The organism is Janthinobacterium sp. JF4, from assembly GCF_059617925.1.
Map to the genome: position 1 here is coordinate 21,940 of NZ_JCAQAV010000016.1, position 23,673 is coordinate 45,612.

Genomic DNA, 23,673 nt, shown 5'->3' on the forward strand with positions numbered 1-23,673 from the left:
GGTCGGGGAGAGCCTTGCCCATGGTGGCGCGGAAAAACAGTACTTATCAGCAAGGAATAGCATGACAGAGCAAACGGGCAATGCGGCAGGACAGGGCGCCCAGGCGAAGCGCACCCTGCAGCCGGAAAAACAGACGATACGCATCGGTTACCTGCCGCTGACTGATTGCGCCTCGCTGGTGATGGCGTCAAAGCTGGGCCTGGATGAAAAATACGGCATCAAGATTGAACTGAGCCGGGAGATGTCGTGGGCAGGCGTGCGCGACAAATTGAATAACGGCGAACTCGACGCTGCCCACGTGTTGTACGGTCTCGTGTATGGCGTGCAGATGGGCATAGGCGGGCAGCAGCACGACATGGCCGTGTTGATGAATCTCAATCACAGCGGCCAGGCCGTCACCCTGTCGGCGGCGCTGGCGCGCGAGGGGGCCCACGATGGCCCCACCTTGGCACGGCACATGCGCGCCGCGGCGCGGCCGTTTGCGTTCGCGCACACTTTCCCGACTGGCAACCACGCGATGCTGCTGCAATACTGGCTGGCCGCGCACGGCATCGATCCGCTGCGCGATGCGCGCGTGATGACGGTGCCGCCGTCGCAGATGGTGGCGGCCTTGCGCGCGGGCCAGATGGATGGCTTTTGCGCGGGCGAACCTTGGGGCTACAAGGCCATCGTCGATGGCGTGGGCGTGACGGTCACCACCAGCGGCGCCATCTGGCCCGACCATCCGGGCAAGGTGCTGGGCACCCGCGCCGCGTTTGCGCACGCGCATCCAAACAGCTGCCGCGCCCTGATCGCCGCCGTGCTCGAAGCGGGCCGCTGGATAGACGCCAGCGACGCCAACCGGCTGGCCATGGCGGCCACCCTGGCCGAGCCCGATTACCTGAATACGCCGCAGGAAACGCTGGCGCCGCGCATTCTCGGCCACTACCAGGATGGCCTTGGCAAGACCTGGGACGAGGCGCACGGTTTGAAGTTTTATGGCGCCGGCAGCGTGAATTTCCCCTACCTGTCCGACGGCATGTGGTTCATGACCCAGCACCGGCGCTGGGGCTTGCTGCGCGACGAACCCGATTACCAGGCGGTGGCAAGGCAGGTCAACCGCATCGACCTGTACCGCCAGGCGGCGGAAATGACGGCCACGCCTTTGCCCGCATCACCGCTGCGTAGTTCCACCCTGTGCGACGGCGTCGTGTGGGACGGCAGCGCGCCGGAAGCCTACGCGGCATCGTTTGCCATCGGCCATTTTTTCTGATTGGAGAGTGCATCATGGCGCAACTTGGAAGCGTGACCCTGGTCGGCGCCGGTCCCGGCGACCCGGACCTGTTGACCATCAAGGCAGTAAAGGCCATCGCGCGGGCCGACGTGGTGCTGATCGACGACCTCGTCAACCCGGCCATCCTCGCGCATGCTGGGCCCGGCGTGCGCGTGGTCGAGGTGGGCAAGCGGGGCGGCTGCGCGTCCACGCCGCAAGCCTTCATCGAACGCCTGATGCTGGCCGAAGCCCGTGCCGGGTTGCACGTGGTGCGCCTGAAAGGGGGCGACCCCTACCTGTTCGGGCGCGGCGGCGAAGAGCGCGCCTACCTGCGCAGCCACGGCGTGGCCGTCGAGGTGATCCCCGGCATCAGCAGCGGCCTGGCCGCGCCGTCCGGCATCGGCGTGCCGCTGACGCACCGCGGCTGGAGCCAGGGCGCCATCTTCGTCACGGGCCACGGCAAGGATAGCGCGTCGGAACCGAACTGGGCGGCGCTGGCGCAGAGCAAGCTCACCCTCGTCATCTACATGGGCGTGGCCCGGGTGGCGGCCATCCAGGCGGGCTTGCTGGCCGGCGGCATGGCGCCGGGCACGCCCGTGGCCGTGGTGCAATCGGCCAGCTTGCCGGCGCAGCGCCAGTTGCTGAGCACCTTGCAGCGCTTGCCGGACGATTTGCAGGCCAGCGGCCTGGGCAGTCCCAGCATCATCGTCGTGGGCGAGGTGGTGCGCTGCGCCGATGCCTGGGATGACCATGGTGCCTTGTTGACAGCGACCGTGTGATCTAGCGGAATTTAGCGGATCGGCAGGGCCACGGGACGGATGGGCGCCGCGTCGCCGCCGCGGAATTTCAATGAGGCGCCGATGAAGGCGAACTGGTAGACCTTGTCGCGTGACAGCGCTTCCAGGTCGACCAGTTCCAGGATGGGCGCGCCCTGCTGCGCCAGCAGATAGGTGTGCACGGGCAGGTAGTTGCCCGCCACTTCGGACGGAAACGCCTCGAAACTGAGGTTGTCCGCGCCCACCACCATGGCGCCGTCATCTTCCACGAGGAATTTCGCCGCGTCCAGCGACTGGCCGGGGGGATTGGCCATGTACGCTTGCGCCTGCTCATAGTGCTGCATGCGGCCCGTGCGTATCAGCACCACGTCGCCTTTCTCCAGCGTCACCTTCTGTTGTGCCAGCGCGGCGCGCAAGTCTTGCCGCGTGACGCGGTAATTGTCGGGTAGTTGCGACAGGCCCTTGAACGCGGCCACGTCGATCAGCACGCCGCGCGCGACGATGGGCGGCAGTTTTTCCGCGCCCGTCACGGTCCAGCCCCGGTCGCCCAGGTATTGCTCTTCCGTAAAACCATTCCAGATCTTGCCGTTCAAGCCAAAGTGATTGAGGGCGTCGATATGCGTGCCCATGTGCGCATACATGGACACGGCCGAGCCCGTGTAACTGACGTGGCGGTTCATCTGTTCACCCACGTTCATCGAGTCGGCCACCACGTTGCCCTTCGGCGTGTGCGTCATCCACATCTGGTAGGGCGGATCGCCTGCCGCCTGCCAGCTGGGCATGCCGACATAGAAATCGACGGCCAGGTCGTAGCTCTTGCCGCCGTCGATGCGCGCCAGGATGGCGGCGCGCGAGGCTGGCGTCATCAGGTTCAGGCGGCCGATTTCATCTTTCGGCCCCCAGGGGCTGATGCCCACTTCGGGCAGGGCGGCGGCCGGGGTGGCCTGCACTGTGCCTGCCAGCAGGGCCAGCAGCAGGGTGCTCAGGGCGGCGGATGGTGTGAACATGGGTACTCCTTGCGTGACATGAATGAAGAAGCCACCATCATATTATTTTCCAATTCAATGATAATCGGCGATAAAATAATAAGATATTTAACTGCATGGAAAGAATGATGGATGTCTTGGCACATATGCGCGTGTTTCGCAAGGTGGTCGAGCGCGACAGCTTCAGCAAGGCGGCGCTGGACCTGAACCAGTCGGCGGCGGCCATCAGCAAGCAGGTGCGCCAGCTGGAGGCGCATCTGGCGACGGTGCTGCTGGTGCGCACGACGCGGCGCATGAGCTTGTCGGACGGCGGGCGCGCCTATTATCTGGAATGCTGCCGCCTGCTCGATGAAATCGACGCGCTGGAACTGGCCACGCGCGGCTGCGCCGGCAAGGTGGCGGGGCGGCTGCGCGTGAATGCGCCGCTGTCGTTCGGCTTGAAAGTGCTGTCGCCGCTGCTGCCGGACTTCATGGCCCGCCATCCGGAAGTCAGAATCGAAATGACCCTGGACGACCGCCTGCGCGACGTGGTGGGCGAGGGCTATGACGTGTCGCTGCGCATCCGCGCCGCGCTGGCCGATTCGACCCTGGTGGCGCGCCGCCTGGGCGATGTCGAGCAGATGATCTGCGCATCGCCCGCCTATCTGGCGCGGCGCGGCACGCCCAGCCAGGCGCAGGATTTGCACGGCCACGACTGCCTGGCTTACCGCCTGGCCGACAGTCCCGGCGTCTGGCAACTGGCCGGCCCGGAAGGGAGCAGCAGCATCGTGTTGCCCGTGCGCTTTTCCGCCGACAGCAGCGTGCTGCTGGCCGACATGCTGGTGGCGGGCATCGGCGTGGGCGCGCTGCCGTCGTTCGTCGCCGCGCCCCTGCTGGCCAGCGGCGCCCTGGTGCGCGTGCTGCCGACGCACGGCATGGCCAGGCGCGGCGTGTATGCCTTGACGCCCGATGGACGCCACGTGCAGGAAAAGGTGCGCGCCTTTTGCGACTTCCTGGCCGGGGCGCTGCGGACGACCTAGACGCCAGGTGTTTTCCAGGGCAACCATGGCGCGCGCTTTTTTTCATGTGCGGACGCGTCGGGCGGGGGCTTTGATAGTATCCTCGTACTTGCTGGGCGGCGCAGCGCCGCCCATTCGAGGAACCGGAATAAGCGATTGACAATGCACACTTTGAGCAAGGGCGGGGCGGGACCAGGCATCAGGATATGGGCGGGTGGCCTGCTGCTGGCATTGGCGGTGGGCGGCGCCCTGTACGCGGGCGCGGCGCGCACGGTCAATGACGACGCCGAACAGCGTTTCGACAATCTCACGCATGGCGCCCAGCATAGCCTGGCCACGCGCGTAAAAAGCTATTCCGACCTGTTGCGCGGACTCGAAGCCCTGTTCCGCACCAGCGAGCAGCTGACGCGCCGCCAGTTTCACGATTATGTGGCCGGCCTCGATATTGCGCGCCAGTTCCCGGCCATCGAATCGGTCAACTACGCGGTGGCCGTCCCGTCGGCGCAGCGCGCCGCCTTCATCGAGGCGGTGCGCCAGGATACCAGCCTGGCGCCGCGCGGGTATCCCGCTTTCACCATCCGCCCGCCCGGCGAGCGGCCGGAATACGCGGTGCTCACCTACCTGGAACCCGATTCCCTGCTGGCCGAACGCATGGGCGTCGATATCGGCGCCAACCCGCTGGTGGCGCAGTCCCTGGCGCAGGCGCGCGACAGCGGCCAGGTCAGCGCCTCGGGCCAGGTGATCATGATCAAGGGACCGCCCGCGCACGTGGGGCTGGGCATGCGCCTGCCCGTGTACCGCAATGGCATGCCGCAGGGCAGCGTGGCCGAGCGCCGCGCCGCTTATCAAGGGTCCGTCGGCATCGGCTTTGGCGTGGCGCAGCTGGTGCACAGCGCGCTCGAACGCAGCGCCCTGGAACCGTTGCACCTGACCCTGTACAGCGCGGGCGAAGCGCCGCCTGCCGATGGCGTCTGGCGTATCACGCCGCAGGACCGCCTGCTGTTCAATGACGATGGCGACCTGGCGGCGGTGCCGCCGCAACCGGGCAGCGATGCCGACTATTTCGACCAGGTGCTGCCGGTGGCTTACCAGGGCGGCCTGTGGAAAGCCCATTTCCGCGTGCGCAAGGCGGAGCTGTACAGTTCCTTCGACCGCTATTTTCCATGGCTGGCGCTGGCCGTCGGCGTGGCCGGCACCCTGCTCATTTATGGCTATATCTTTACCCTGTACCGGTCGCGCCGCAACGCCGTGGCGCAGCGCACCCTGCTCGATACGGTGCTCGACAGCGTCGACGCCTATGTCTACATGAAGGATGCCGACCTGCGCTACCGCTACGTGAATGCGCGCACGGCGAAGATACTGGGCCGTTCGGCGGAGCAGCTGATCGGCCGCCAGGATGGCGAATTGATGCTCGGCGATGCGGCGGCGTCCGCGCAGCTGACGGAGCGCCAGGTGTTCGACAGCGGCGCCAAGTTCGTCGGCGAAGAGCGCTTCGTCGATGCGCAGGGGCAGGTGCACCACCTGTGGAGCGTGAAGGTGCCGCTGGGCTTGCCCGGTCCCGTCACGGGTCTGATCGGCCTGTCCACCGACGTGACGGAGCTGCACCGCCTGAAGGAGCAGGCCGACGCGGCCAGCCAGGCCAAGAGCGACTTCCTGTCGAACATGAGCCATGAAATCCGCACGCCGATGAACAGCATCATCGGCATGGCGCACCTGGCGCTGAAATCGGTGGCCGACGCGCGCCAGCGCGACTATCTGCAAAAAATCTTCCATTCAGGCCAGCATTTGCTGGGCCTGATCAATGACATCCTCGATTTTTCCAAGATCGAGGCGGGCAAGCTGGAACTGGAAGTGCTGGACTTCCGTCTCGACACCCTGCTGGCGAACGTCGCCAGCCAGCTCGGCGACGCGGCCGCCGTCAAGGGCCTGGCCCTGCAGTTCGATATCGCGCCGGAGCTGCCGCAGCGCTGGCGTGGCGACCCGCTGCGCCTGGAGCAGGTCTTGCTGAACCTGGCCAGCAACGCCATCAAGTTTTCCGACAATGGCAGCATCTTCGTGCGCGTGCGCCAGTCCGAGGAGCGCGGCAGCCACGGCATGCTGCGCTTCGAGGTGCAGGACCGGGGCATCGGCATGACGCAGGACGAGGTGGCGCAGCTGTTCCGTTCCTTCCACCAGGCCGACCCGTCGACCACGCGCAAGTATGGCGGCAGCGGGCTGGGGCTGGTGATCAGCAAGCAGCTGGTGGAACTCATGGGCGGCAAGGTGGGCGTGTACAGCCAGCCGGGCCTGGGCAGCACCTTCTGGTTCACGGCGCGCCTGGAGAAAAGCGCGCAAGCGGGCGACGAGCGCATCGCCGAGGTGGAGCCGGAAGTGCTGGGGGTGATCCGCGGCGCATCGATCCTGCTGGTGGAAGATAACGTCTTTAGCCAGCAGGTGGGCTGCGAATTGCTGGAAGACGCGGGCGCCACCGTCTGCGTCGCCGGCAACGGCCGCGAAGCGCTGGCATTGCTGGCCCGCCAGCGCTACGACTGCGTGCTGATGGACGTGCAGATGCCGGAAATGGACGGCTTCGAGGCGACGCGCCGCATCCGCGCCGACCCGCAGCTTGCCGGCCTGCTGGTGATTGCCATGACGGCCAATGCGGGCAGCGAAGACCGCGCCCGCTGCCTGGCGGCGGGCATGGATGAGTTCGTGACCAAGCCGATCGCCCCGAATCTGCTGTTTCACCTGCTGGCGAAATGGTTTCGCCTGCGTGGCGGTATTGGCGGCACAGGCCATGCGCGCGCGGGCGACAGGCTGGTGGCAGTGCCGAAAGCGCCGCCATCGGGCGCCTCGCTGGAATTGCGCGACACGGCCATCCTCGACCTGGCCACCCTGGCGCTCACGTTCAGCAATGACGCCGTGAAGATGCGCAAGTATACGCAGCTGTTCCTCGACACGGCGCGCGACGGCATCGCTGAAATGGAGCAGGCCATGGCGCTGGAAGACCTGGGGCGCCTGGCCGACCTGGGCCACCGCAGCAAATCGTCCGCGCTGGCCGTGGGCGCCCATGCCTTTGCCGGCCTGTGCACGTCGATCGAAGGCTTGCGCCTGGGCGGCGACCTGGCGCAGGCGCGCGCCTTGCTGACGGCCCTGGGGCCGGCGCTGGCACAGGTGGCAGAACAAATTTCCATGGAATTTTCCGCCAGCGACGCCCCCTGACGCAGGCAGCGGCGATAATATGCCTTTGACGTCTCCGGCCACCCGGCCCGAGGCGCGGCAACCCATCGGATCAGCATGCATACTCCCGTCACGCCCGGCCTCCTCATCCTGCACGGCAACCAGCTGGAACAGCTGCGCGCCGCCGTCTTCCAGTGGCTGCGCCAGCATCCGCTGGCCCCCCTGGAAACGGACATCTTCCTGGTGCAGTCGAACGGCGTGGCCGAGTGGCTGAAGATCGCCCTGGCCGAGGAGATGGGGGTGTGCGCCGCCACGCGCATCGCGCTGCCGGCGCGCCTGCTGTGGGAAAGCTACCGCGGCATGCTGGGGCGCGAGCGCGTCCCGCGCGTGTCGCCGTTCGATAAATCCCCGCTGACCTGGCGTTTGATGCGCCTGTTGCCGTCCCTGCTGGCCGACCCCGTCTTTGCGCCGCTGCGCTACTTCCTTGCCGATGGCGATTGCGAACGCCGGCTGCAGCTGGCCGAGCGCCTGGCCGACCTGTTCGACCAGTACCAGGTCTACCGCGCCGACTGGCTGGCCGACTGGGCGGCCGGGCGCGACCAGCTGCGCACGGCGCGCAATGAAGCTATCGTCTTGAAGGAAGACCAGCGCTGGCAGGCGCAGTTGTGGCGCGCCGTGGCTGCCGACGTGGAACCGTTCGAGCGCGACACGGGCCGCGCCGACATCCACGACGCCTTCCTGGCGGCGATCGCCGCCGGCGAGGCGCCGGTGGGCAAGCTGCCGCGCCGCGTGGTGCTGTTTGGCGTGTCGGCCCTGCCGTACCAGACCTTGCAGGCGCTGGCCGCGCTGGCGCGCCACACGCAGGTGGTGCTGGCCGTACCCAACCCGTGCCAGTTCTACTGGGGCGACATCATCGACGGGCGCGACTTGCTGCGCGCGCAAAACAAGCGCCAGCGGCAGCGCAACGGCACCGACCTGGCGCAGATTCCGCTGGAAGAACTGCATGCGCACAGCCACCCGCTGCTGGCCAGCTGGGGCAGGCAAGGGCGCGATTTCATCCGCATGCTCGACGAGTTCGACGAACACGCGCAAGCCGAGGGGCACGACGACAGCCTGCGCGTCGACCTGTTTGGCGAGGAAACGGGCGAGACCCTGCTGCAGCAGGTGCAGGTGGCCATCCGCGAACTGCGTCCGCTCGCCGAACACGAACAAACGCCGCCGGATACGGCCGACCGCTCGATCGAATTTCACGTGGCGCACAGCGTGCAGCGCGAAGTGGAAGTGCTGCATGACCAGCTGCTGGCCATGTTCGCGCACAGCGCCGAGACGGGATTGCGTCCGCGCGACGTGGTGGTGATGGTGCCCGACATCGACACGTTTACGGCCGCCATCCACGCCGTCTTCGGCCAGTACCGGCGCAACGACGAGCGCTTCATCCCGTTCGAGATCGGCGACGTGAAGGACCGCAGCGTCAATCCGCTGCTCGTCGCGCTCGAGTGGCTGCTGCAGTTGCCGCAGCAGCGCTGCCGCCAGAGCGAAGTGCGCGACCTGCTTGACGTGCCGGCGCTGGCGGCCCGCTTCGGCTTGCAGCCGGACGACCTGGCCACCCTGGGCGCCTGGATCGAAGGGGCCGGCGTGCGCTGGGGCCTGGACCAGCAGCACCGCGCCGGCCTGGGCCTGGGCGCCGCCGGCGAGCAGAATGCGTGGATCTTCGGCGTGCGGCGCATGCTGCTCGGCTATGCCAGCGGCAGTGGCGCCAGCTTTGGCGGCATCGAGCCGTATGCGGAAGTGGGCGGCCTCGATGCGGCGCTGGCGGGCTCGCTGGCGCAGCTGGTCGAGGCGCTGCTGCACTGGCGCGACGTGCTGGCCGGCGCGCGCGCGCCCGCCGAATGGGGCGTGCAGGCGCGCGCGCTGCTGGCCGCTTTTTTTGACGCCGACGACGAGGGCGACCGCCTGACCCTGGCGCAGCTGGAAGGCGCCTTGCAAGGCTGGCTGGAAACCTGCGAGCATGCGGGCTTTGTCGAACCGATGCCGCTGTCGGTGCTGCGCGTGGCGTGGCTGGGTGCGCTGGACGAGCCGACCCTGAACCACCAGTTTGTCTCCGGCGGCGTGACCTTCTGCACCCTGATGCCGATGCGCGCCGTGCCGTTCCGCGTCGTGTGCCTGCTGGGCATGAACGATGGCGACTTCCCGCGCCGCGCGCAAAAGGCCGATTTCGACTTGCTGGCGCTGCCCGGCATGGCGCGTCCGGGCGACCGCTCGCGCCGCGACGATGACCGCTACCTGATGCTCGAAGCATTGCTGGCCGCGCGCGACAAGCTGTACGTGAGCTGGGTGGGGCGCAATGTGCGCGACAATTCCGAGCAGCCGCCGTCCGTGCTGGTGTCGCAGCTGCGCGACTACCTGGCCGCAGGCTGGTCGCTGGACCGGCATTTGGCAAGCCTGACGACCGAGCACGCGCTGCAGCCGTTCAGCCGCCGCTATTTCGAGGCCGATGGCTTGCTGACCTATGCACGCGAATGGCGCGTGGCGCATGCGGAAGCGGAGGCGCAGACTGCCGTGCCGCCGCTGGGCCCCTACGAGCTCGATCCCGGCACGCGATTGACACTGGGCGAACTGGCCAGCTTTTTGCGCCAGCCCGTCAAATATTTCTTCCGCCGCCGCTTGAGCGTGTATTTTTCCGACGCGGCCATGCTGGGCGAGGATGAAGAGCCGTTCGGCCTGAATGCGCTCGAGCGCTATCTGCTGGAAGACACCATGCTCGATGACGGCGGCGCCGTCGAAGCGGCGGGCGACGTGCGCGCCAGCCTGGAAGCGCGCGCAGGGAAGCTGGCGCGCGAAGGCGTGCTGCCCATCGGCCTGATCGGCCAGCAAGTGCAGGCGCAGCTGGTCGAGGCGCTGGTGCCCGTGCGCAGCGCGTGGCTGTCACTGCGCGCCTCGTTCCCGCAGGCGGCCGACAAGCGCGCCATCAACTTGCCGTATGGCGAGCTGCAGATCGACGACTGGCTCGACAGATTGCGCAGCAACGGGCAGGAGACGGCCTGGCTGATGCAGATTTCCTCGAAGGTGACGGACAAGGGCGGCCTGGCGCGCGGCGACAAGCTGATGCTGATGTGGCTGCGCCAGCTGGCCGCCGCCGCCCTCGGCTTTCCCGTCACCGGCTATCTGGTGGCGCGCGACGCCATCGTTAGCATGGCGCCGCTCGATCCGGCCACGTCGCGCGCGGCGCTGGCCACCTTGCTGGCGCTGTGGCGCGAAGGCATGAACCATCCGCTGCCCACGGCGTGCAAGACGGGCCTGGCGCTGGTGCAGCAGGGCGACCCGCGCGCCGTCTACGATGGCGGCTTTGAACTGTCTGGCGAGCGCGAGGAACTGTGCCTGGCGCGCCTGTGGCCCGAGTTTTCCGCCTTGGCCGCCGAGGAGGCATGGGAAGACTGCACGCGCGAGCTGTATGGCCCGCTGGCCGACTGGCTGCAACAGCACATCACGATCGACCCTATCAGCGCGCCGGCAGATGGCGCGGGAGAAGAACCATGACGAGCCATCTGCTCAACCCTCTGGCGTTCCCGCTGCACGGCTCGCGCCTGATCGAAGCCTCGGCCGGCACGGGTAAAACCTGGACCATCGCCGCGCTGTACGTGCGCCTCGTGCTGGGACACGGCGACGGCGACAGCCGCTTTGCACGGCCGCTGCTGCCGGCCGACATTTTGGTGATGACGTTTACGCGCGCCGCCACTCGCGAATTGTCGAACCGCGTGCGCGAGCGCCTGATCGAGGCGGCCGCGTATTTTCGTCACGAGTCTGGCATGGAATCCGGCGGCAGCGATCCGTTTCTCGACGCCTTGCTGGAATCCTATCCGGACGAGAGCGAGCGGCAAAAGGCCGCGCACCGGCTGATGCTGGCCGCCGAGACGATGGATGAAGCGGCCATTTTCACCATCGACGCCTGGTGCCAGCGCATGCTGCGCGAGCACGCGTTCGACAGCGGCAGCCTGTTCGACGAAGAACTGGTCAGCGACGAGCAAGCCCTGTTCGAGGATGCGGCCCACGATTACTGGCGCCAGCAAGTCTATCCCTTGCCGCCGCAGGCGCTCGACGTGCTGCTGGCCTGCTGGCCCGACGTCGACGCGCTGAAGAAAGGCGCACGCGAGCTGGCGCGCCGCGCGGACATCATGGGCATGGCGCACGAAGAACCGTTGTCCGCGCTGATCGCGCGCGAACAGCGGGCGCTGGCCGCGCAGCTGGCCACGCTGAAGGCGGGCTGGGTCGAGCGCGTGGACCGGATGGCCGCGTGGATCAACGACCACCGCGCCGCCAATCCCAAGTGTTTTAACGGCGTCAAGATGAAACCGGAGAACCTGGCGAAGTGGTTCGACGGCTTGCGCCGCTGGGCGCAGGACCCGCTGTTGCTGCAGCCTGCGATTACTGCCAAGGCGTGGGAGAGATTGACGCCGTTCGGCATTGAGGATGCGTTTGCCAAGAGTTTCACGGCGCAGGTGCCCGAGTGCTTCGAGCATACGGAGGCGCTGGGGATCGCCCTGGCGGCATTGACGCCGCTGGCGCACAAGCTGCACCTGCATGCGGCGGCGGCCATCGCGCGGCGCATGGATCAATTGAAGCGCCAGTCGCGCCAGTTCGGCTTTGCCGACATGCTGCAGCGCCTGCACGACGCGCTGGCGGGCGAAAACGGCGCAGCGCTGCGCCAGCGCATCATCGATCAATACCCGCTGGCGATGGTCGACGAATTCCAGGATACGGCGCCAGCCCAGTACCGGATCTTCAACCTGCTGTACCGCATCGCCGACAACGATCCGGCGCTGGGCCTGTTTTTGATCGGCGACCCGAAACAGTCGATCTACGGCTTTCGCGGCGCCGACATCCAGAGCTACCTGGCGGCGCGGCGCGCCACCACGGGCCGTCACTACCAGCTGGGCACCAACTACCGCTCGACGGCGCCGCTGGTGGCGGCCGTCAACCAGCTGTTCCTGCACGCCGAGCGCGACGAGGTGCCGTCTGGCGCCTTCCGCTACCGGAAGAACGGCGAGAATCCGCTGCCGTTCGAGGCCGTCGCCGCCAAGGGCCGCGCCGAACAGCTGGTGAACGCCAGCGGCCCGCTGCCGGCGCTGCTGGCCGCCTGCGCCAGCGATGACGGACTGCGCGGCGACAGCTACCGCGAGTATTTCGCGCAGCACTGCGCCGAACACATCGTCGCCATGCTGGGCGATGCGCAAGCCGGTTTCGCTGGCCCCGACGGTTTCACGCGCCTGCAGCCGGCCGATGTCGCCATCCTTGTGCGCGACCGCAAGGAAGCGGCGGCCATCCGCCGCGCGCTGGCGCGCCGCCGGGTCGCCAGCGTCTACCTGTCCGACAAGGATTCCGTCGTCGACAGCGAGGAAGCGCAAGACGTGCTGCGCTGGCTGGCGGCGCTGGCCAATCCGCTCGACGGGGGGCTGGCGCGCGCCGCGTTTGCCACGCGCACCATCGGCCTGTCGCTGGGCGAGCTGGCGCGCCTGTCGAGCGACGAACTGGAATGGGAACGCCGCGTCGAGCAACTGAAGGCCCTGCATTTGATCTGGCAGCGCCAGGGCGTGCTGGCCATGCTGCGCCGCTTCATCCACGAACTGCAATTGCCGGCCATGCTGCTGCAGCAGACGGGCGGCGAGCGTCGGCTGACGAATCTGCTGCACCTGGCCGAACTGCTGCAATCGGCCAGCCGCCAGCTCGATGGCGAGCAGGCGCTGATACGCTGGCTGGCCGAGCAGATCGCCGGCGAAGGCGAGGGCGGCGACGAACGCGTGCTGCGCCTGGAAAGCGATGCTGAACTGGTCAAGGTCATCACCGTGCACAAGTCGAAAGGACTCGAATACCCGCTCGTGTATTTGCCGTTCGCCGTCACGGCGCGCAAGGTGGACAAGCGCAACCGCAGCTTCTTCGACTATGCGGATGAAAAAGGCGAGCGCCGCCTCGACCTGTCCTTGTCCGACGAGGCCATGGCGGCGGTCGAAGAGGCGCGCATCGAGGAAGACTTGCGCCTGCTGTACGTGGCGCTGACGCGCGCGCGCCACTTCCTGTGGCTGGGCGTGGCCGCCCAGGCGGCGCGCAAGGCGGGCGAGAATACCTTGCATGAATCGGCGCTCGGCTACCTGCTGACGGGCGGCGACAAGCTGCCGGCGGAGCAGTTGCTGCTGCGCTGGCAGCAGGTGGCGGGCAGCTGCGACGCCATCTATGTGGGCTCTCTGGCGCAGCCCGATGCCTGCACGGTGCTCGACCGCATCGAGCGCCGCCCCGAGCTGCGTCCCGCGCCCGTGTTCTCGGGCGAGTTCGAGCGCGACTGGTCGGTGGGCAGCTTTACCTCGCTGACGCGCCAGATCGGCGCCGTGGCGGCCGCGCACGTGCCGCAGCGGGCGCTGGAAGAGACCCTGCTGGAAGACGGTACGGCTGTCGCCGTGACCTCGCCGACGCACATGGGCGACGCGCCATGGCACCGTTTCCCGCGCGGCTCCGTGCCCGGTAATTTCCTGCACGAGCAGCTTGAGTGGATGGGCAGCGAAGGCTTTGACAGCGTCCACGACGACAATTTCACTACGCGTCTGGCCGTGCGCTGCGAGCGGGCGGGCTGGGGCCACCGCCAGGAAGACGCCATCGCCTGGCTGCGGGAAATCGCTATCACGCCGCTGCCGCTGCTCGATGCGCCGCTGTCGCAGTTGGACAGCACCCTGTCGGAGATGGAGTTCTGGTTCCCCAGCGAGCATTTGTCCACCGGCGCGCTCGATCAGCTGTGCACGCGTCTGCTGCTCGATGGCGCGCCGCGCCCCGTGCTGCCGCGGCGCCAGCTGCACGGCATGCTGAAAGGCTTTGCCGACCTGGTCATCGAACAGGATGGCCGCTACTGGGTGCTCGACTACAAGTCGAATGCGCTGGGCGCCAACGACGCCGCCTATCACACGCAAGCGCTGGCGGCCGGCATGGCGCAGCACCGCTACGATATCCAGGGCGCCATCTACATGCTGGCCCTGCACCGGCTGCTGAAAAGCCGGCTCGGTGATGCGTATGACCCGGCCGAACACCTGGGCGGCGCCATCTTCCTGTTCCTGCGCGGCATTGCGAATGCGGATACGCATGGCTGCTACTGGCTGGCGCCGCAGCTGGAACTGCTGGACGGCCTCGATCAACTGTTAGAAGAAACGGAACACCATGCAGCATGACGCACAGATGAACGCCTTGTTTACCCATGTCGACGGGCTCGCCGAGGATGGCCATCTGCGCCGTCTGAGCGCCGCCTTTGCCCGCTTCATCGCCAGCCTGGACGAGCAGGCGCCGCATGCGCCCGCCGTCGCCGTGGCGTGCGTGGTGCTGTCCGAGCTGGAAGGGCGGGGGCACAGCTGTTTGATGCTGTTTGAACTGGCCAGCGAACCGTCGCAGCTGCTGGGCTGGAGCGAGGAGCTGTGGCATGCCGTGCTGGCCGTTGCCGGTCCGCTGCCCGACAGCGCCGATGGCTGGCGCGCGCTGCTGGCCGGCGCGCCGCAGGTGTGGCAGGTGGATGCGCCGGATGTGCGCCAGCCGCTGGTGCTTGACGGCGACCGTCTGTATTTGCGCCGCTACTGGCGCGACGAGACCCTGGTGGGCCGGAAAATCGCCGTGCGCGCGCAGGATCTGACGAATCCGCCGCTGGCGCAGGTGCGGCAATGGCTCGATATCCTGTTCGACCAGCCGACCAGGGACGGTGGCCCGGACTGGCAAAAGGTGGCGTGCGCCACCGCCCTGCGCGGCAAGGTGGCCATCATCACGGGCGGCCCGGGGACGGGCAAGACGTACACGGTGGCCAGTTTGCTGACCTTGCTGTTTGCCGTCTCGCCGCAGCCGGAGCAGCTGCGCATCGCGCTGGCCGCGCCCACGGGCAAGGCGGCCGCGCGGCTGAAACAGTCGATCGACAAGGCCTTGAGCGGCTTGGCGGAAAAGGTCGGGGAAGCCTTGCCCCTGCTGGAATTGGCGCGGCGCATGGGCGCCGCGCGCACCCTGCACAGCTTGCTGGGTGCGCGGCCCGATACGCGCGCCTTTGCCCACCACGCGGGCAATCCGCTCGACGTCGACGTGCTGATCGTCGATGAAGCGTCGATGGTGCACCTGGAGATGATGGCGTCCGTGCTCGATGCCTTGCCGCCGGCGGCCATCCTGATCCTGCTGGGCGACAAGGATCAGCTGGCGTCGGTGGAGGCGGGCGCCGTGCTGGGCGACTTGTGCCACGATGCGCAGGCGGGCGGCTACACGGAGGCCACCATCGCGTATGCGCAGGCGGCCAGCGGCGTGGCCATTCCGCCCGCCTTCGCGGGAGCGGCCGGCGCGCTGGCGCAGCAGACGGTGATGCTGCGCCACAGCCACCGTTTCAGCGGCCCGATCGGCGAATTGGCGCTGGCCGTGAATGGCGGCAGGCCGGATCTGGCCAAGGCCTGCTTCGCCAGCGATAGCGGCGGCCAGCTGGCGTGGAGCGTGCCGGCGCAGCAGGAGGACGTGCTGCGCCTGGCCTTGCGCGGCCGTGCGGAAGCGCCGGGCGGTTATCAGCCCTACCTGGAACTGGTGAATGCCGGTGAAGCAGCGTATGCGCAGCATGACGACTGGGTGCGCGCCGTGCTGCACAGGTTTGAATCGTTCCGCATCCTGTGCGCCGTGCGCGAGGGAGAATGGGGCGTGGCCGGCTTGAACACGGCCATCGAGCTGCGGCTGGAAAAGGAAGGCTTGATACGCCGCAGCGAATGGTATGTGGGGCGTCCCGTGATGGTCACGCGTAACGACTACGGTACGAGCGTGTTCAACGGCGACATCGGCCTGACCTTGCGCGATCCGGCGCGTCCTGGTTCGCTGCGCGTGTACTTTCTGGAGGGCGAGAACGTGCGCAGCGTGCTGGCCACGCGTTTGCGCCACGTGGAGACGGCGTTCGCCATGACGGTGCATAAATCGCAGGGCTCGGAATTTCGCCACACGGTGCTGGTGCTGCCGCAGGAAGGCGGCGCCATGCTGGCGCGCGAACTGGTCTACACAGGCATCACGCGCGCGCGCGACTTCTTTACCCTCGTCTCGCCCACGCAGGCCGTGCTGTTCGACGCGATCCTGCGCCGCACGCAGCGGGCCAGCGGGCTGCGGGGCTTGATCGGCTGATCCATTTATCGCGGCGATCAGTTTCCATAAAGAAATATATGTGTTGTATTCCGAATATTTGGTGATAATGTTCCATTTTTTGTGTGAGAATACACTTCAGGGTAGTTGGTGCAGAAGCACTGTTCTCGTCGTCAAAATCAGAACCAGGAGTCCATCATGTTGTCTTCTCTTCGCACGCGGCTGGTGCTCATTTGCGTGGCCATCGTCGTACTGTCCATGCTGGCCTTGTCGGTCGCCAATTACATCACCACGCGCAGCAGCATGCTGGCGTCGTCGGACCAGCAGATGCAGCAGCTGCTGCAAAGCCAGTCGGCCGTGCTGGCGCAATGGGTCGATGGCAAGAAAAAGGTCATGGCGTCCGTTGTCATGTCGGCCGAGACGCCCGATCCGCTGCGCGCCTTCCAGATCGCGGAAAAGGCCGGCGATTTCGCGGAAGTGTTCATCGGCTATGCCGACAAGCGCTCCGTGTTTACCCATCCGGGCCGTCCTGCCGATTTCGATCCCACGGCGCGCGCCTGGTACACGGACACCGTGAAGGCCGGCGTGCCGATGCTCACGCCGCCGTATGTGGACGCGGCCAGCCACAAGCTGGTGGTGTCGTTCACGGCGCCCGTCGGCCCGAAAGAGGCGCTGGTCGGCGTGGCGGGCGCGGACGTGCTGCTCGATACGGTGATCGCCAACGTGGTGGCGATCAAGCCGACGCCGCACAGCTTTGCCTTCCTCGTCGACCAGGCCGGCACCATCATCGCGCACGCGAACAAGGACCTGAGCCTGCAGCCGGTGGGCAAGATCGATGCGGCGCTGTCGGCCGCGCAGGTCAACCGGCTGGAAAGCACGCGCACGAGCGACGCCGTGCGCCTGAATGAACGCGACGGCATGCTGTACGTCACGCGCGTGGCCGGCACCGACTGGCTGCTGGCCGTCGTGCTGGACCAGCAGGAAGCCATGCAAGCCTTGCAGACGATGCTGACGACGGCCACCGTCACGGCCGCGCTGCTGACCGGGCTGGCGGCGCTGCTGCTGTCGCTGCTGGTGTTCAAGATGCTCAAGCGCCTGGAACTGGTGCGCGACGCGCTCGACGACATCGCCTCGGGCGAAGGCGACCTGACGCGCCGCCTCGACGCTTCCGGCGTGGATGAACTGGCGCAGATCGCCGGCGCCTTCAACCGCTTCATCGACAAGATCGCCGCCGTTCTCGTGAAAATCCGCACGGCCAGCGAATCGGTCAAGGTATCGTCGTCGGAAATCGCCGCCGGCAACCAGGACCTGTCGTCGCGCACGGAACAGCAAGCCAGTTCGCTGGAAGAGACGGCCGCCTCGATGGAAGAGCTGACCAGCACCGTGAAACAGAACGCGGACAATGCGCGCCAGGCCAACCAGATGGCGCAATCGGCATCCGGCGTGGCCAGCAAGGGTGGGCAAGTGGTGGCGCAGGTGGTCGATACCATGGCGTCGATCAACGATTCGTCGAAGAAGATCGTCGACATCATCAGCGTCATCGACGGCATCGCCTTCCAGACGAATATCCTGGCCTTGAATGCGGCCGTGGAAGCGGCACGCGCGGGCGAGCAGGGACGCGGCTTTGCCGTCGTGGCGACGGAAGTGCGCAGCCTGGCGCAACGCTCCGCCGGCGCGGCCAAGGAAATCAAGCTGCTGATCGACGATTCGGTGGGCAAGGTCGATTCGGGCGCGCGCCTGGTCGACGAGGCCGGCGCGACGATGCAGGAAATCGTCGACAGCGTGCGCCGCGTCACCGACATCATGGGCGAGATCACGGCCGCCAGCGTCGAGCAAAGCTCGGGCATCGAGCAGGTGAATCAGGCTATCGCGCAGATGGATCAGGTGACGCAGCAGAACGCGGCCCTGGTGGAAGAGGCGGCAGCGGCGGCGGAAAGCCTGCAAGACCAGGCCAGCACCCTGGCGCAGGTGGTGGGCGTGTTCAAGCTCGATGAAGGGCAGGCGCCGCCGCAGCAGCAGCCAGTCCGGCCCGTGGCGCGCGCAGCCATCGCGCCGCGCCTCGCCAGCCGCCCGGTTCCCAAGCCGGTCAGCCGCAAGACTGCGGAACAGAGCGACGAGTGGGAAACGTTCTAGCAGTTGCTAGTCGCGCCGGGGCGCCAGGGTCGGTGCCATCTGCTTGGCCACCTCAAAAAAAGCGTTGGTGGCCGGCGTGTTCTGGCGCCGGTCGCGCACGGCCAGACCCACCTTGCGGCTGACGGGCGGATTGAGCGGCAGGGCCACCAGTTCCGGATATTGTTCCCGCAGCCGCTGCGGCAGGGCCAGTTCGGCGACGATGGACAGGCCATCGCCGCGGCTGACCATGTCGAGGATGGTGATCACCTGGCTGATGCGGTAGGGCACCTGCGGCTGCAAGCCCGCGTTGGCGAACAGCGGTTCGATCAGGCAGGCGCAGCCCGCCTCGGACATGATGAACGGCCCTTCGCACAATTGCGCCAGGGTGATGGCCGTTTCGCCGGACAGCGCATGGCTGCGCGGCACCAGCGCCATCATCTGGTCTTCCACCAGCGGCGCCGTATCGAAGCGCTCGTCGGGCAGCACGACGAAGCCGACATCCACGCGGCGTTCGCGTATCCATTGCACCACTTCATGGTCGGCGCCTTCATCGATGCGCAGGGCTATGCCCGGATAGCGCTGGCGGAATTGCGCCGTGATGGCCGGCAGCAGGTTCAACGACGACGTCGGGCCGAAGGAGCCGATGCGCAGGCTGCCCTGGCGCTGGCCCAGCACGTCGGCCGCTTCCTGCCGCATGGCCTCGGACAGGCCGAGGATTTCGCGCGCGCGCACCAGCAACTGGCGGCCCACGTCAGTCAGCTCGGCCGACGCCTGGTGGCGCACGATCAGATCCACGCCCATCTCCTTTTCCAGCGCCTTCAAGGCATGCGAGACGGCCGACTGGCTGATGCCCAGCTGCGCGGCGGCGGCGGAAAAGCCGTGCAGTTCGGCCACCAGGGTAAAAATTTCCAGTTGCGTGAAGGTCATGGTGTGGCTTCTTTTGGATATGAGTATTTACTCATTATTTCATGAGTTGATATTAGTATTAATATATATCTACACCACCCGCCGCGCAAGCGGTCAAACAGGATATCCCATGTCTTCTTCCTCCATGCCATCAGCCGCCTTGCCGACCATGCAATCGCCGCTCGTCTATCTGAAACTGATTTTCGTCGCCCTGTTCTGGGGCGGCACCTTTATCGCGGGGCGCGTGCTGGCGCAACAGATGCCGCCCATGACGGCGGCCAGCGGGCGCTTCGGCGTGGCCGTGCTGCTGCTCGTCGTGCTGGCTTGGAAACTCGAAGGCGGCTTGCCGCGCCTGGACCGCAAGCAATTGATGACGACGGCGGCGCTGGGCCTGACGGGCATCTTTCTGTACAACCTGTGCTTCCTGGCGGCCCTGTCGCGCATGCCGGCGGGGCGCACGGCCCTGTTCGTGGCCCTGAATCCCATCGTCACGGCGCTGGCTTCGGCCATGCTGTTTCGCGAACGGCTCGGTTCCTTCAAGTGGCTGGGCATCATGCTGGCGTTTTGCGGCACGGCCGTCGTCATCACGCGCGGCGATCTGGCCGGCGTGCTGCACGGCACGGGCGGCGGCATCGGCATGGGCGAGGTGTTCATGTTCTGCGGCATTTCCAGCTGGGCCGCCTATACCCTGATCGGCCGGGTGGCGCTGAAGGGCTTGAGCCCGATCGCCGCCACCACGTATGCGGCGATGTGGGGCCTGGCCTTTTTGCTGGTGGGGGCGGTGGTGGAATTTCCCACCGTGCCGTGGCACAGCTTCGGCTGGCAAGTGTGGGCCGCCATCGGCTATCTGGGCGTGTTCGGCACGGTGATCGGCTTTGTCTGGTATTACGAGGGCGTGAAAGCGCTGGGCCCGTCGCGCACGGCCGTGTTCAACAACCTCGTGCCCGTGTTCGGCATCGTGCTGGCGGCGGCGCTGCTGGGCGAGCCGGTGCTCGTCTCGATGCTGGTGGGCGGCGCCGTGACGATAGCCGGTGTCATCATGACCAACCGGCAAGCGAAATAATTACTTTGCGCGGCGGCGTTTGGATGGCTTGGCCGGCGCCTTCTTGTGCCGGCTGACGGAGGCGCGCATCACTTTCGGCTCTTCGATGCCGTTCTCGGCCGCCAGCATGCGGCGGATGTTGACGGCGTCCATGGCGCGCACGGAATTGGCGCGCGCGTTGAGCAGGATCATGGTGGCGAACTTGCCGGCCGACTTGATGCGCATGATCAGGCAACGGCCCGCTTCATTCGTGTAGCCCGTCTTCGACAGGCCGATGTCCCAGCCCTTGGCGCCCACCAGGCGGTTCGTGTTGTGGTATTCCACGTCGCGCCCCTTGATCTGGATCACGTCCTTCGAATCGGTGGTGATGCGGCTGATTTCCGGGTAGCGCGAGGCGGCCACGGCCATCTTGACGAGGTCCGCCGCCGTCGACTGGTTATTCGGCGACAGGCCCGTCGGCTCTTCGATGACGGTCTGGCGCATGCCCAGGGCCTTGATCTTGGCGTTGACGGCCACGGCAAACGCCGTCGGGCCGCCGGGGAAGGTGCGCGCCAGCGAGGCGGCGGCGCGGTTGTCGGACGACATCAGCGCCAGTTGCAGCACGTCGTGGCGGCTCAGGGTGGCGCCCACGGGCACGCGCGAAGTGCTGTGCTTCAAGGTATCGACATCCTCGCGGTCGATGCTGATCTCTTCCTGCATGTTCGCCTTCGAGTCGAGCACGACCATGGCCGTCATGAGTTTGGTCAGCGAGGCGATGGGCACCACCACGTTGGAATTTTTTTCAAGCAAGACTTTACCTGTGCCGTCTTCGACTACCAGTATCGACTGGGAACCGAAGGGCACGGCGATGGCCGCTGTCGAAAGCGTCATCAGCACCGCGGCGAACATTTTTTTGAGCATGGGATCGTATGTGGGAAAGCAGTTTTGGGGCGCCATCGAGGGCGCTGCGCGCAAATCCGGGACAGGCCTGCGCGGGGGCGCGGCGTGTATCTCGGAGGCAATATTTGCCAAGCTTAAACAATACCATTAAAGATCAAGCGATGTCTACGGTACAGGCCCGCAACAAGCGGTGTTGCGGCCGATTTGGCAAATAAAAATGGCTAATCTTGCCGTAGTGAAAATTGTTGGGCGATTATTGATTTCGTCTTGGAAACTTCGTATTATTTCAGCAAGATTGGCAGCACGGGGCCGGCAGACGCCGCGCCCTTCGTCGTTGGTGCCTGCCCCTTCGTGCTTCGTCGCCCCGCGCTATGCCCTGCAACAGGGGCGCCGTAGACTGCGTTCATGCCTGAATCACAGACCACGGAGAACGCATCGTGTTAAAAAAATATACGGACTGGTACCGCAGCATCGATGAGGAATCGCTGCTGGTGCTGAAACACCCCGAGATGGCGGCCCAGGTCCGGGGGCGGGCGCGCCGCTACATCGCCTTGAAGCTGGCCAGGCTGACGCCGATCGAACGCCAGCAACTGCACGCTTTCCTGCTCAAGTACCGTGGCGCCGGTTTTTACATCGCCGCGTTCAAGCTGATGCTGTTGTTCAGCGCCATCGGCGTCGCCCTGCACCTGCTGCTGCCGGACCGGTTCGAATTGCTCAAGGCTCTCGTCTTCAGCAACGGCCTGGGTTTTGCGCTGGCGTGGGGCCTGGTGGGCGTATGGTTCAATTACCGCAGTTCCGTGCGCTACAAGTTCAAGAAACTCTTGCTGATCGTGTCGACCTGCGCGGCAGGGGTGGCGGCCGGCGTGCTGCTGGCCGGCTTGAGCGATACCGGCTCCATTGGCATGGCCTTCGAGCGCTTGCTGCGCGTGGGCGGCATCGCCTTGCTGGTGGCTGGTTTGTTTTACATGGTGCCGCTGGCGATCGTGACCACATGGCGCAACCGGCAATACGAAGCGCTGACCCTGCAACTGCAGCAGGATGCCGAGCGCGACCGCCTGGCGTGCGAGCTGAGCGAATCGCAGCTGCGCCTGCTGCGGGCGCAGATCGAGCCGCATTTCCTGTTCAATACCCTGGGCGCGGTGCAGCAGCTGGCCGAGCAGGGAGCGCCCAGGGCCGCAGCGCTAACGGCCGACCTGATCGCCTTCCTGCGCGCCAGCCTGGCGGAGATGCGCTGCGAGCAAGTGCCGCTGCAAAGCGAGTTCGACATGGTGGCCGCGTACTTGCGCGTGATGCAGGCGCGCATGGGCTCGCGCCTGCGCTATGCGCTGGACTTGCCGGCCGAACTTGCACACGCGACGATTCCCAGCATGATCTTGCTGACCCTGGCGGAAAATGCCATCAAGCACGGTATTGAACCATCGTTGCGCGGCGGCGAGATCAGCCTGTCTGCGCTGCGGGTGGACGGCATGCTGCGCCTGCGCGTGCAGGACACGGGCATGGGATTGCCGGCAAGCGGCGCGGGCAGCGCGCAGGGCGGCTGCCTGGGCCTGGAAAACGTGCGCAGCCGGCTGGCGCTGTCCGATCCGTCCGCCAGCTTGAGCCTGCGCGACGGCGACGAAGGTGGCGTGATCGCTGAAATAGTGCTACCCATCAAAATTGCATCCAGCCTGAAAGAGCCTGCCGCATGAATTCCACCATCCTGATCGCCGAAGACGAACCGCTGATGCGCGAACGCCTGCAGACGATGCTGGCGCTGGCCTGGCCCGAGGCGCGCATCGTGCTGGTGGCGGAAAACGGCAACGACGCCTGGGACGGCTTCCTCGAGCATGAGCCGGACGTGGTGTTCCTCGACATCCGCATGCCTGGCCTGTCGGGCCTGGAAGTGGCCGAGCGCATCGGCACGCGGGCGCACGTGGTGTTTGTCACCGCGTATGACCAGTATGCCGTCGATGCCTTCGACGCGGGCGCCGTCGATTATCTGTTGAAACCCGTGCAGGCCGAGCGCCTGCAGCGCGCGCTGGCCCGCCTGCATGGCAAACTGGGCGCGCAGCCGGCCGACATGGCCCATTTGCTGCAGTCGCTGCGCGCTGCGCTGCCGGCGCCGCCGCGCGAAAAACTGAAGTGGATCAGGGCCAGCGTGGGCAGGCAGATCCGTCTGATCGACATCGATGACGTGCTGTTCTTTCAGGCCGACACCAAGTACACGCGCGTGGTGCTGGCCGGTTCGGAAGCGCTGGTACGCACGCCGCTCAAGGATTTGCTGGGCGGCCTGGATCCCGACCAATTCTGGCAAATCCACCGCGGCACCATGGTCAACGTCAAAGCCATCGATGCGGCCGAGCGCATCGACGCCGAGCGCATGCAGGTGCTGCTGCGCGGCAGCCCGGAAAAGCTGCCCGTCAGCCGCACGTTTACCTATTTGTTCAGGGATTGATATAATAGCAATATTTTC

Annotated in this window: 14 protein-coding genes; 11 read left to right on the forward strand and 3 right to left on the reverse strand. The window is 66.5% G+C overall.

Going from position 1 to position 23,673, the window contains the following annotated elements:
- Window positions 1–61 precede the first annotated feature (61 nt).
- Window positions 62–1,252, forward strand: coding sequence for a CmpA/NrtA family ABC transporter substrate-binding protein (locus tag AC54AF_RS14135; RefSeq protein WP_496637030.1), 1,191 nt, complete (start codon window positions 62–64; stop codon window positions 1,250–1,252).
- Window positions 1,253–1,266: 14 nt separating this feature from the next.
- On the forward strand, window positions 1,267–2,031 hold the full coding sequence (gene cobA, locus AC54AF_RS14140) for a uroporphyrinogen-III C-methyltransferase (RefSeq protein ID WP_496637031.1): 765 nt from the start codon (window positions 1,267–1,269) through the stop codon (window positions 2,029–2,031).
- An 11-nt stretch (window positions 2,032–2,042) separates the two neighbouring features.
- Here the strand turns inward: cobA and AC54AF_RS14145 are convergent, their stop codons facing one another.
- Window positions 2,043–3,035, reverse strand: a complete 993-nt coding sequence (locus tag AC54AF_RS14145; protein ID WP_496637032.1) for a cyclase family protein — start codon at window positions 3,033–3,035, stop codon at window positions 2,043–2,045.
- 107 nt (window positions 3,036–3,142) lie between these two features.
- On the opposite strand from AC54AF_RS14145, the gene AC54AF_RS14150 reads away from it, so the two are divergent.
- The 6 genes from AC54AF_RS14150 to AC54AF_RS14175 all read left to right on the forward strand — a co-directional run bounded on the left by AC54AF_RS14150 (window position 3,143) and on the right by AC54AF_RS14175 (window position 18,415).
- Complete coding sequence (locus tag AC54AF_RS14150; RefSeq protein ID WP_496637033.1) at window positions 3,143–4,033, forward strand: LysR family transcriptional regulator; 891 nt, start codon at window positions 3,143–3,145, stop codon at window positions 4,031–4,033.
- 141 nt (window positions 4,034–4,174) lie between these two features.
- The gene (locus AC54AF_RS14155) at window positions 4,175–7,213 is read left to right on the forward strand and encodes a CHASE domain-containing hybrid sensor histidine kinase/response regulator family protein (RefSeq protein WP_496637034.1); all 3,039 of its coding nucleotides are present in this window, start codon (window positions 4,175–4,177) and stop codon (window positions 7,211–7,213) included.
- Between the two features lie 75 nt (window positions 7,214–7,288).
- The gene (recC, locus tag AC54AF_RS14160; protein ID WP_496637035.1) at window positions 7,289–10,708 is read left to right on the forward strand and encodes an exodeoxyribonuclease V subunit gamma; all 3,420 of its coding nucleotides are present in this window, start codon (window positions 7,289–7,291) and stop codon (window positions 10,706–10,708) included.
- Complete coding sequence (gene recB / locus AC54AF_RS14165) at window positions 10,705–14,376, forward strand: exodeoxyribonuclease V subunit beta (RefSeq protein WP_496637036.1); 3,672 nt, start codon at window positions 10,705–10,707, stop codon at window positions 14,374–14,376. The genes recC and recB overlap by 4 nt, the downstream gene beginning before the upstream one ends.
- On the forward strand, window positions 14,366–16,324 hold the full coding sequence (recD, locus tag AC54AF_RS14170) for an exodeoxyribonuclease V subunit alpha (RefSeq protein ID WP_496637037.1): 1,959 nt from the start codon (window positions 14,366–14,368) through the stop codon (window positions 16,322–16,324). The genes recB and recD overlap by 11 nt, the downstream gene beginning before the upstream one ends.
- 156 nt (window positions 16,325–16,480) lie before the next feature.
- Complete coding sequence (locus tag AC54AF_RS14175) at window positions 16,481–18,415, forward strand: methyl-accepting chemotaxis protein (protein WP_496637038.1); 1,935 nt, start codon at window positions 16,481–16,483, stop codon at window positions 18,413–18,415.
- Between the two features lie 6 nt (window positions 18,416–18,421).
- Here the strand turns inward: AC54AF_RS14175 and AC54AF_RS14180 are convergent, their stop codons facing one another.
- Window positions 18,422–19,321, reverse strand: a complete 900-nt coding sequence (locus AC54AF_RS14180; RefSeq protein ID WP_496637039.1) for a LysR family transcriptional regulator — start codon at window positions 19,319–19,321, stop codon at window positions 18,422–18,424.
- A gap of 109 nt (window positions 19,322–19,430) precedes the next feature.
- Between AC54AF_RS14180 and AC54AF_RS14185 the strand changes: the two genes are divergently transcribed.
- A complete protein-coding gene (locus AC54AF_RS14185) occupies window positions 19,431–20,363 on the forward strand; it encodes a DMT family transporter (protein ID WP_496637040.1) in 933 nt (310 codons plus the stop codon).
- Here the strand turns inward: AC54AF_RS14185 and AC54AF_RS14190 are convergent, their stop codons facing one another.
- Entirely contained in the window at window positions 20,364–21,242 is an 879-nt protein-coding gene (locus tag AC54AF_RS14190) for a serine hydrolase (RefSeq protein WP_035826880.1), read from the reverse strand.
- A 416-nt stretch (window positions 21,243–21,658) separates the two neighbouring features.
- Here AC54AF_RS14190 and AC54AF_RS14195 point away from each other — a divergent pair, with 416 nt between their 5' ends.
- Window positions 21,659–22,909 carry a sensor histidine kinase gene (locus tag AC54AF_RS14195; RefSeq protein ID WP_496637041.1) on the forward strand — a complete coding sequence of 417 codons (1,251 nt, stop codon included), beginning with the start codon at window positions 21,659–21,661 and terminating at the stop codon, window positions 22,907–22,909.
- The gene (locus AC54AF_RS14200) at window positions 22,906–23,655 is read left to right on the forward strand and encodes a LytR/AlgR family response regulator transcription factor (RefSeq protein WP_496637042.1); all 750 of its coding nucleotides are present in this window, start codon (window positions 22,906–22,908) and stop codon (window positions 23,653–23,655) included. Before AC54AF_RS14195 ends, AC54AF_RS14200 begins: the two co-directional genes overlap by 4 nt.
- Window positions 23,656–23,673 lie beyond the last annotated feature (18 nt).

Excerpts from the sequence above, each read along its gene's own strand:
- AC54AF_RS14135 (WP_496637030.1), top strand. The coding sequence starts at position 62 with ATGACAGAGCAAACGGGCAATGCGGCAGGACAGGGCGCCCAGGCGAAG.
- cobA (WP_496637031.1), top strand. The coding sequence starts at position 1,267 with ATGGCGCAACTTGGAAGCGTGACCCTGGTCGGCGCCGGTCCCGGCGAC.
- AC54AF_RS14145 (WP_496637032.1), bottom strand. The coding sequence starts at position 3,035 with ATGTTCACACCATCCGCCGCCCTGAGCACCCTGCTGCTGGCCCTGCTG.
- AC54AF_RS14150 (WP_496637033.1), top strand. The coding sequence starts at position 3,143 with ATGGATGTCTTGGCACATATGCGCGTGTTTCGCAAGGTGGTCGAGCGC.
- AC54AF_RS14155 (WP_496637034.1), top strand. The coding sequence starts at position 4,175 with ATGCACACTTTGAGCAAGGGCGGGGCGGGACCAGGCATCAGGATATGG.
- recC (WP_496637035.1), top strand. The coding sequence starts at position 7,289 with ATGCATACTCCCGTCACGCCCGGCCTCCTCATCCTGCACGGCAACCAG.
- recB (WP_496637036.1), top strand. The coding sequence starts at position 10,705 with ATGACGAGCCATCTGCTCAACCCTCTGGCGTTCCCGCTGCACGGCTCG.
- recD (WP_496637037.1), top strand. The coding sequence starts at position 14,366 with ATGCAGCATGACGCACAGATGAACGCCTTGTTTACCCATGTCGACGGG.
- AC54AF_RS14175 (WP_496637038.1), top strand. The coding sequence starts at position 16,481 with ATGTTGTCTTCTCTTCGCACGCGGCTGGTGCTCATTTGCGTGGCCATC.
- AC54AF_RS14180 (WP_496637039.1), bottom strand. The coding sequence starts at position 19,321 with ATGACCTTCACGCAACTGGAAATTTTTACCCTGGTGGCCGAACTGCAC.
- AC54AF_RS14185 (WP_496637040.1), top strand. The coding sequence starts at position 19,431 with ATGTCTTCTTCCTCCATGCCATCAGCCGCCTTGCCGACCATGCAATCG.
- AC54AF_RS14190 (WP_035826880.1), bottom strand. The coding sequence starts at position 21,242 with ATGCTCAAAAAAATGTTCGCCGCGGTGCTGATGACGCTTTCGACAGCG.
- AC54AF_RS14200 (WP_496637042.1), top strand. The coding sequence starts at position 22,906 with ATGAATTCCACCATCCTGATCGCCGAAGACGAACCGCTGATGCGCGAA.